The sequence below is a fragment of the Prochlorococcus sp. MIT 0701 genome, assembly GCF_000760295.1.
GTDB lineage: Bacteria > Cyanobacteriota > Cyanobacteriia > PCC-6307 > Cyanobiaceae > Prochlorococcus.
Genome location: NZ_JNBA01000011.1, coordinates 44,746 through 54,088, shown reverse-complemented (window position 1 = coordinate 54,088; position 9,343 = coordinate 44,746). Strand labels below are relative to the sequence as shown.

Genomic DNA, 9,343 nt, shown 5'->3' with positions numbered 1-9,343 from the left:
GTCATTGCTCTGTTGCCGAGGTAGCTACCGCTTGGATAGCCAGCTACACAGCCGTAGCGCTCAATCAGGTTGCTAAGAGCCTGATAAGCCCAATCGGTTGGGTAAACATCTTGGAATTGGGAGATGCTGGTGACCTGCTCGCTGGAGGCCGAATAATCGGACACACCTTTGATATCTAGGTCTGCGGCATTAGCAGCCATAGGGGCCATCAGGCCCAAGGCAGCAGGTGCCACCAGCAATTGCTGGAAGAGTTTCATTTGGTTCCTCACACGGATGGGCGCAATGCGCCGTTTCGATGCTGGCCCTTACTCTCTGTTTAAACACCTGTTGGTGTGACAGATGTATCAATGGTTTCAATGGTGGGTATCAGAAACACCAAGTCAAACCATGCCAGCCAGCATCCCTTCTAGGTCTCGCCAGTGCTGACTTGCCCCCTGAAGTCATCCCTTGCGAACTGAACCAAGCTGAAGCAGAAAAAGGATGTGAATGACCAATAAAAAGGAACTTTTGGTCGACAGCTCTCATCCCGAATCCCCATGCCATGTTCGCCTACCAGCCCTAACCATTGCTCTCGCCATCAGCTGATCACAGGCCATCCATTCAAAGAGCGCCTCTTGTGGGGTTGCTAGTGCTGTGGCTCGTGGCTTGCGTGCTTGCACTGGTGGGGCTAGGAGATCTGCCCCTGCGCGATTTTGATGAAGGCATCGTTGCCAGAGTGGCCTTTGAGTTAAGCCAAAAACAGGGCGCCGAAGCTCTACTTCCCACCCTGTGGGATTCGCCCTACCTCAATAAACCACCAGGCTTGCATTGGCTGATAGCTGCCGCCGTTCAACTCAACAACAACGGCGGGGACTCTTCACCTCTGCTCCCCTCAAACACTCTGGTGAGACTGGTGCCTGCATTGCTATCGACGCTGATTGTTCCCTTAGGGGGGCTCGTTCAATGGCATCTAAGACCAAATGATCGAACGAGCTGCCTTGCTACAGCTGGGGTTCTGCTGACGCTGATGCCAGTGGTACGACATGGTCGGCTGGCCATGCTCGATGGCCCACAACTCAGTGCCATGGCCTTGTTGTGGTTACTCGTTTTAAGCCTCGACCGCAGCCCAATGGACCGCTGGCGAACGCTTGGGGCAGGACTCATCAGCAGTGGCATGCTTCTGCTCAAAGCGCCTCTGCTGCTGCCAGCAGCAGCAGCAGCCTTGATTCCTATCCTCTGGGGTGGTGAATTCAGGCGATGGTGGCGATGGCCACTGGCAGGCTGGTTTGGAGTGGGGCTGATCCCTGGCCTGGCCTGGCACCTGTGGCATGGCTTACATAGAGGTACTGGGGCGCTGTGGCTCTGGGGAGGCGATGGTGCAGGCCGCGTCCTGTTTGATGCTGGAGAAGGCAGCGACCTCGGCTGGAGAGTCCCGGCAATTGAGATGCTCGAGGGTGGTTGGCCATGGCTTTTGCTATGGCCCTTCGCAATGGCCTGGGCCTGGCGTCAACGACACAGCCGTTGGGGCAAATGGGCACTCGGCACGCAGGTCATTTTGGCCATTGCAATCCTGCCACTGAAGACCCAACTCCCCTGGTACAGCCACCCCCTATGGCTCCCATTTGCACTGCTCTGTGGAGCACCACTGGCCTGGCTCATTCACAGGAAGGGTCTAACAAATCCTGCCGGTGCAGCAGTTTTAAAACATGTTCCGTTCCTCTGGCTGGCCCTAGGAGTCACCCTTGTTCTATTAGGGCTGATCGGCGCATCAGGGCAAGTTCTCACGTTTTATCCCTATAGCGGTATTGCACTCGCTGCTGGGGTTGGCTGGAGTATCGGCGGATGGCTGATGCTGCGCCCAACCCATGCCAAACGCAAATTGGGCGCAATCAGCATGGTGGCTGGAAGCGTCGCAGCTCTATACCTATTAATGGGCTCCTCACTCTGGCTCTGGGAACTCAATGAGAACTGGCCCGTTGAACCTGTCGCCCAGCTCGCCGCACAAGCAAAGGGAGCGAAGGTGGTGCTCGAGGGGAATGATGAAAGGCCCAGCCTCAACTGGTATGCAGGCCAGCGCATCAGCTCCTTAGATGCTGTTCCAGACGCTGAATGGATCTTGACGCGCAATCCCCAGCGAATCAGCAGCATGGCTCAGAAGCGGCAGTGCAAGGTTGCGGAAAGCAAGCAAGACTGGGCGCTGCTTTTTTGTGGCCCGCAAACCCAATAACTTGCCTCGATCTAGGGAAGCCGAGGCCTGTCACGCATTCTGCCGAACACACCAAACAGAACGCCTGTAGGCGATTCGGCAAAACCACAACGAACGCGACAACAGCCTCACCACTCAGCTCAAGGAACTGCTTGCTCTGGCGAAGCCCTATGAGCTCAAAAAATTCGTGGTGGCTGGCGTTTCAAACCATCGCACCGCAGCACTCATCCTGGCGCTGACCCTCCAAGATCAACGCATCCAACTCATTCATCGTTTCAGCAACTAAGACTTAACGAACACAATGAAAGGAAGCTGAATTTGTTTACCAGAAGCCACTGGAGGTGGCTACAAAAACGTTGTAGCAATTACCTTTTGGGCTCAAATAGCAGTGAGCCTGATGATCATTGCCTGGAAGGATGTCACCTGATCAAGTTGCATCCGGTATATCCCTTGATTGAAAACAGTTGCTGATGGCGAAGTCTGTTGACCGCTGGGCACAACAAATCTGGTTTCCCGTGGGCTTAGGGGTGATCCTGCGCCTTATCCAAGTGCAGGCTCCCATCCTCGGCATCCATAGCTGGCGTCAGGCGGATACAGCAGCCATGGCGAGACATTTTGCCCTAGAAGGCACACCGATCTGGTTACCGCAAATTGATTGGAGTGGAGCCAGTGCTGGATATGTGGAATGCGAGTTCCCGTTATATCCCTATCTGCTTGGCCAGCTTTACAAACTTGCAGGCTTGCACGAATGGTTGGGACGAGGCCTTTCAGTTTTATGTAGCGCACTCGCCATCGTGTTCATCATCCGCATCGGTCGTCGCCTGCTGGATCCGATTAGCGCTTGGTGGGGCGGGGTCTTCTTCGCTGTCCTGCCACTAGGGGTTTACTACGGCCGCACTTTGCAGGCAGAAGCGCTTCTAATGCTACTGGCAGCACTGAGTATCGAGCGTCTGCTTGTCTGGAAACAGCGGCGATCTCGCTGGGCTCTGCTCACCAGCTGGTTGGCATTTTGCCTTGCCTGCTTAATCAAAGTACTGCCCTTGATCTGGCTCGGCATACCCCTTTTGGTCGTGCAAATGCAGCCTCAGCCACTTGGACCAGCACTACCACTGGCGACATTCATTCAAGGCTTAGGAAAACTTCTACGTTCACCTGGTCCTTGGCTCTATGCGGGTAGCTCAATACTGATTGGAGCCCTTTGGTATAGCCATGCTTATCAACTTGGCCAAACCAGTGACTTGAGCTTCGGGTTCTGGGGCAACAACTCTGATCGCAGCAGCCTGAGCCTGCTACTGGATGTCAATCTCTGGCTAAACCTATTGCTGAGAATCAGCGTACGCAACCTAGCTGTGCTGGGTGTACCGATCGTGCTTTTTGGCCTATGGGAATGCCGCCGAGATGCAGGTGGTCAAATTCTGGCAGCAGGCCTACTAGGCATGGGAGCCTGCACAGCAGTCTTCTTACGAGCAAGCTCCATTCATGAGTACTACCAACTGCCCCTATTGATTTTTCTCTGTCCATTAATGGGACGGGGCTGGCAATCTTTAACGAAGCTAATCGCATCCAAAGGGCTACACCACCAATGGTTGATCAACATCAACCTGGCACTGATTATTGCCATCAGTCTCGCTGTACTCAATTTTGATTATTGGGCTCTCGAGCGCCAACAAACAGAAATCTGGATGCCATTAGCCCAAAGCATCCGCAAAGAGGTGCCAAGCAAGGCCCGGATCGTGAGCGTGACTGGCAATGATCCCAGTTTGTTGAACCTTGCACGGCGTCAAGGCTGGCTCACCACTGCCAAAAGTATTAATCAGAAACAGCTACAAGCATGGGCAGCACAAGGTGCTACCCATGTAGTGGGCAGCCTTAACTGGGAAGAAAGCTTTAAACCTCTTACTCAAGGAAATACAAGAAATCGCCTGCATAAGCTTTTGTGCAAACAATCAAACTCCAAGTTCTGCCCCCAAACATCTAATCAAACTTATCTGGCGCCCATCAACCTGTTAATCCGATAAATCATCAGCACCGGCAACGTGCTGTATCTGACCCGAGGCGAAAGCCTATGGGAAGCTCAACAACACTCGAGCATTACCGCTTGAACACCAAGGCTTGCCCACCCCGCCGCCTGAGCCTCACCTGCCTGGCAATCTTCCTGCTGCTTTGGGCCGCCGCCGCAACACGTCATGCTCTGCTGCAGAGTAATGCTTACGATCTTGGCCTTTTCGACCAGTGGATCTGGTTGGCCAGCCAAGGGTTGCCGCCCTATTCCTCGATGCAAGGAGGGTTGCATCTGCTAGGCGATCACGGAGCCTGGGCTCTCTATCTGGCAGCCCTGCCATATCACTTCCATGCCAGCGCTCAATGGCTACTCGCCAGCCAAGCGGCTGGACTAAGCCTGACAGCACTACCCCTTTGGTGGGTGGGCCGCCAAGCAGGCCTTACTCCAAAATTGTGTTGGCTGATCTGCGCTCTTTGGTGGCTGCAGCCAGTGGTATTCAACGCAAATCTGTTCGACTTCCACCCCGAAACATGGGTGATGCCAGCCCTGGCAGGTTGCTACTGGGCCAGTCGAGCCAAAAAAGCCTGGCTCTGGTTTGGCTTGCTGCTCTTATTGCTTGGCTGCCGTGATGGACTTGTGCTTGTGGTGGTAGGCCTGGGGTTAGAGCAGGCCTTGCGCAAGCGCTGGATCTGGGCCGGTGCCGCCATTGGACTGGCCTTGGGCTGGTTAGCCATGCTCAATCACTGGCTTTACCCCTGGCTGAAAGGCAGTACTGGAGGCCCTAAGGCAGCCGGAGCCCTTTTCTCCTACCTAGGCGACAGCTTCGATGAGGTTCTCTTCAATCTGATCACAAAGCCTCAGTTGTTAATCGAGCATGTGGATTGGATCGGTGGACTGCTGTATCTGCTGTTCATCAGCATTGCCGTCGTTCCATTCTGGCGTCGAGACTCCCTACCCGTTCTGATGGGAGGTTTACCGCTAGTGCTGGTGAATCTGCTATCGGAAGACTCACAACTACGGGCACTGACCAATCACTACAGCCTGCCAATTGCGGTCATAGCTGTCGTGGCTGCCATCGATGGCCTTGCGATAAGCCCAAAACAAGCCGTTCCCTGGCTGCTGCTGACCTGGAGCGCCATCTGCTGGGTAAGCCTTGCCAAACCCTGGTTTTTTAGTGGGCCTTATCTGGAAAGACTCCATGCTCTAGCTCCAAGCTATGAAGCAATCGCAAGCATTCCTAGCAATAGCCGCCTTGCTACCACAAGCTATCTCGCCCCCCATCTCAGCCAACGCATTGCGCTTAGCTTTCCGCGCCGCAAGAGCAAGGCCTTAGATCTAGAAAACTTTGATGTACTGCTTCTCAACCCAAAAGATCCAGGTTGGGGATCCAGCCGAAAACATCAACAAAACCTATTGGGCCAAGCCAAACAAGCTGGCTGGACATGCAAAAGCTGGGAGAACGGCTTGGAACTTTGTAAGCGGTCCGAGCACAAATCCATCAAACAACCTTGAGGCCCCAATCAAATAAACGACTGCAAAACGATGCCCCCGCCATGCATGCATGGCGGGGGCTCTCGTCGGGTCCACTCTGGCGCGGAACCGTTTGATCAGGGAACAGGTGTAAAAATCAGCCGGCGTTCTCCGCGATCAGCAGACCCTGCATCGAACAACTGGAACTCATGAGCACCTCCTCCTTTGGGGATAACGACAATTCACGAAGCATGCGACGAATGCCTATTTCAGACAACGTCACTTCGCTATTGCCAAAGCAAATCAACAGTAACCGGAATCGAGCAGAAGGCACGTTCTGAACCTTCTATTTCATCCAGGCTCAAGTGCTAGCAATGCATCAAGGCAACGTCTTGCATCAGAAGAAGACTCGACGCCATTGCGCAAGACCACCAACCCATCCGCGCAGCTCACCACCCCGTAACGCCCCTCGTCAATGAGTTCCTGCAAGGCCTTATTGATGGATCGCCAACGAGACGTTTCCTGGCGAAACAGTGGCATCAACGAACGGTAATAGCCAGGGAAAGCCAAGACCCATTGAACCGATTCAATTTGATCCTGACGGTTGTAGTACTCGATATTTTTCGGAAAGCGCAAGGCAACCTCCCGTTCCGCCAGAAGCGGCAACAAGGGAGTATCAGCAGCGACCGAGGCGTTATCTGGCACCAGCCCAACGGCATGACGGGCCGTTGCAGCTCGCTGCAGCATGGCGACCGGCGAGACATGAACCAATGGACTAAAACTATCCGGTACAAGAGCGGAGAAGGTGCGATGGGGATTGCTTGCCAAAGTCAAAACAAGCCCTAGGGCAAGACATCCCGTCCAGAAACGCCGGAACCAAAGATGAGACCAGAAACCTGGATGGGCCTGCCACCAAAGCATTGCGCCCATAAATAACCCTGGGACCAAAGCAAGCACATACCTGAGCGTTACCGACAACGCACTCATACCCTGGGACACCAAGGCGATGAATAAAGGCACAGCCACCATCAGGGCCACATCCAGCGAGAAAAAGGGGATAAAGGCCAAAGGCAACGCTGGTGCCAGCAGAAAAGCCAAGGTGGTTCCAGGAGGAGACACCAAGGCCGCCAGCAAACGAAGCGGATGGGTGACCATCGTCCATAGAACGGTGAAGGTCCCACCAGAGCGGCCTTGCAAAAGATGCCCAAACTTTTCCTGCAGGAAGCGATCAGAGAGGGTGGAATCAAACTGGGGTTGGATCCAGCCAGTCATGACTGCCACATAAACCAACGACATCGCCATGACCATGAGGCCCATGGCGCGTGCACCAGGTCGACGAAGCGATGCCCACAATCCAAGTGAAAACAGGGTTAGTCCGGAATCTTCACGCACCAACAGCATCAGGAGACTGCAGGCCATCACCTGGCGCCATCCCTGCTTGAGGAGACCATCAACAACCAAAAAGCCCAGTAATGGCAACCAACAAAGGTCGTGAAAGTTTTCAACAAGTGGGCCAATCACGGTTCCACTCAGGTAGTAAGAAGCTGTCAAACGAATCGCCAAGGGCCTCGACAATCGGGCCGACGCCATCCGCCACAACACCAAACCTGCAAGAGCCAACAGCCCCACTTGAATCAACGGCAAGGCCCAGCGACCAAAGAGTGCTACTAAGGGCGCTGCTAACACAGTCAGCACATTGGCGTGCTGGCCAAGATGGAGATAGTCGATGCTTGGCAAAGCATCTTGATTGGCAACAGCTGCCGACAACTCCGACGAAAGGCTGCTTTCAAAAAAATGACCTCTGGCAGTAGACCACAGCTCTTGCAAAAAAAGAGCTTGGTCGTAAGTAGCAGTAAGGCTTTCAAGGCGCCAAAACTGAATCAACAGCCCGACCAGCCCAAAGCCACCAGCCATCCCAAGAACAACCCAAGGGAAGTTGTCTCTGCGATAGGACCTCAACCCACTGACAAGAGATGACATTCGCATCATTCCTCAGCTGCCAAAATGAATAATAGACAGCCGACAAATACCACCCTAACGAAAAAATAAAGACCAGGAGATAAGAGCATAGCCAGTGTTGACTGGAGGCTTACTCTAAGTCCAGACATCAATAGAATAATAGGCAAAAATAATTATACTTAACACCATAAGATAACCTCAACTCATAGCAACACTGACTCAGGCTAGATATCTATCAATATCGGCAGATATCTATCAGCTATTCTGGCGCTGTAATGGATTGGCTAGCAAAACATAGGTTCGCAACAACCCTAGACCGAAGGAGAGATAAAGCATCAATTCTGCCCACTCCTGATCGATGTTGAGAACCAAAGCTGTCGCTGACCTAGTAGCGACAAAATAAGATAAAAACGCAGCACAAAAGAATAGAGGCCAGAAATACCTAGGCAGAAAAAATGTTCCGACAGGAATGACATCGACTCGAGATAGTCTTGTTTTCAATACTCCAAGAGATGGCCGCCATAACACCAAAACCAGAATCAATGCTGAGACCAGAAAAAGATTAATATCGAGATAATCCTGAAAAAACTCGAGGTTATGAATTGTTGTCTGATTCTGAGCATTAAGAGAGGCTATATTCTCAGGTGTTCTCCAGCCAAACAAAACCTGCCCCCAAGCAAGCTCCTCTAAGCCAACAAAGAGCAGTCCTAAAGCGATAATCCCATAAATTACTCCATGCAAGCGCATCAACAAACGCCTCCATAGGTCCCTAGAAATCAGCCAAGAGACCCAGGCAGAAGTGAAAAGAATTAGAGCCTGTAAATACTCAAGAATTCCTCCTTCTCCAAGCAGACGTTTGTAACGCAAAACATCCTGAACTGAAAGCTTGAAGAGAGCTACAGATCCCATAATAAATAAGGCAAAGATCAACATCAACAGAGATCTTCTTGCTCTAGCCGAAGAACTAACCTCCGAAAGCAAAGACTTTAAAAAGGTTGAGCGTCGCAGGAAATTACCTAAAAAAACTAACAGCAGGCCAGCGACTCCAAGCTGCAGCTCAGGCCAAGGAGAGACCTCTAACGAGAAAGCGCTAACAAATTTATACAGAGAAACTGCAACAATCAATACCCCAAAATAGATGACAGCCTGGCCGCAAATACGTTGCACCAGCTTTTGTCTAATCAAGCTCTCGCAAAGATAATCTCCAGCATCTCGCTGAGCCTGGGCATTCGATGGAAGGGGAGTACTCATTAGGCACTGCTCTGTCTCTTAAGGGAAGATTAATACAATCTAATCCGCCATGTGATACTCAAGAGAACAAGCCATCACAGCTACCAAGGCCATTGGCCTCACAAAACGACTCAAAGTAAAGGACTTAAATCAATAGATTCACTGCTCACGCAGGGATTGATTTAAAATTAAAATCCAACCCTTGATGCCATTGATTGCACGGCATTGCCTGCAGCAAGTAGATCGCAAAGGGAAACACTGTTTTAAAAATACTTGTCCACAAAGGGCTTGCAGGCTCTAATCACGGCATTCAAAAATAAATACTCAATCTAAAAGCTGTCGAACTCTGGCTCCTCTGGGGAGCAGATCTCCTGTGAGAAGGAATCGGTGAGCCGCAGATCGACAACCAAACACACAAAGCCGACAAGACAAGATCAAGGCCTAAAGCGACATAAATAACCAATCAGAGCAAAAGAACCTTGCCTTTCCACAGGAAG

The 9,343-nt window shown here is 52.1% G+C and carries 7 protein-coding genes; 3 read left to right on the top strand and 4 right to left on the bottom strand.

All coding sequences use genetic code 11. The annotated features are described in order from the left end of the window. The coding region (locus EV12_RS02595; protein ID WP_036911549.1) for an S-layer homology domain-containing protein at nucleotides 1-257 on the bottom strand (257 nt) is incomplete at its 3' end. A 383-nt stretch (nucleotides 258-640) separates the two neighbouring features. Between EV12_RS02595 and EV12_RS02585 the strand changes: the two genes are divergently transcribed. From EV12_RS02585 to EV12_RS02575, 3 genes are all read left to right on the top strand, one after another. Continuing rightward, complete coding sequence (locus EV12_RS02585; RefSeq protein WP_241466481.1) at nucleotides 641-2,206, top strand: ArnT family glycosyltransferase; 1,566 nt, start codon at nucleotides 641-643, stop codon at nucleotides 2,204-2,206. 449 nt (nucleotides 2,207-2,655) lie between these two features. Next, on the top strand, nucleotides 2,656-4,203 hold the full coding sequence (locus EV12_RS02580) for an ArnT family glycosyltransferase (protein ID WP_036911545.1): 1,548 nt from the start codon (nucleotides 2,656-2,658) through the stop codon (nucleotides 4,201-4,203). Nucleotides 4,204-4,250: 47 nt separating this feature from the next. Further along, nucleotides 4,251-5,699: a DUF2079 domain-containing protein gene (locus EV12_RS02575; RefSeq protein WP_241466480.1), complete on the top strand. Its 1,449-nt coding sequence runs from the start codon at nucleotides 4,251-4,253 to the stop codon at nucleotides 5,697-5,699. Between the two features lie 115 nt (nucleotides 5,700-5,814). Here the strand turns inward: EV12_RS02575 and EV12_RS13945 are convergent, their stop codons facing one another. The 3 genes from EV12_RS13945 to EV12_RS02565 all read right to left on the bottom strand — a co-directional run bounded on the left by EV12_RS13945 (nucleotide 5,815) and on the right by EV12_RS02565 (nucleotide 8,867). Then, entirely contained in the window at nucleotides 5,815-5,991 is a 177-nt protein-coding gene (locus tag EV12_RS13945) for a hypothetical protein (RefSeq protein ID WP_193742120.1), read from the bottom strand. Nucleotides 5,992-6,008: 17 nt separating this feature from the next. After that, the gene (locus EV12_RS02570) at nucleotides 6,009-7,637 is read right to left on the bottom strand and encodes a DUF2079 domain-containing protein (RefSeq protein ID WP_241466479.1); all 1,629 of its coding nucleotides are present in this window, start codon (nucleotides 7,635-7,637) and stop codon (nucleotides 6,009-6,011) included. 234 nt (nucleotides 7,638-7,871) lie between these two features. Next, a complete protein-coding gene (locus EV12_RS02565; RefSeq protein ID WP_036911541.1) occupies nucleotides 7,872-8,867 on the bottom strand; it encodes a hypothetical protein in 996 nt (331 codons plus the stop codon). Between the last annotated feature and the right edge of the window lie 476 nt (nucleotides 8,868-9,343).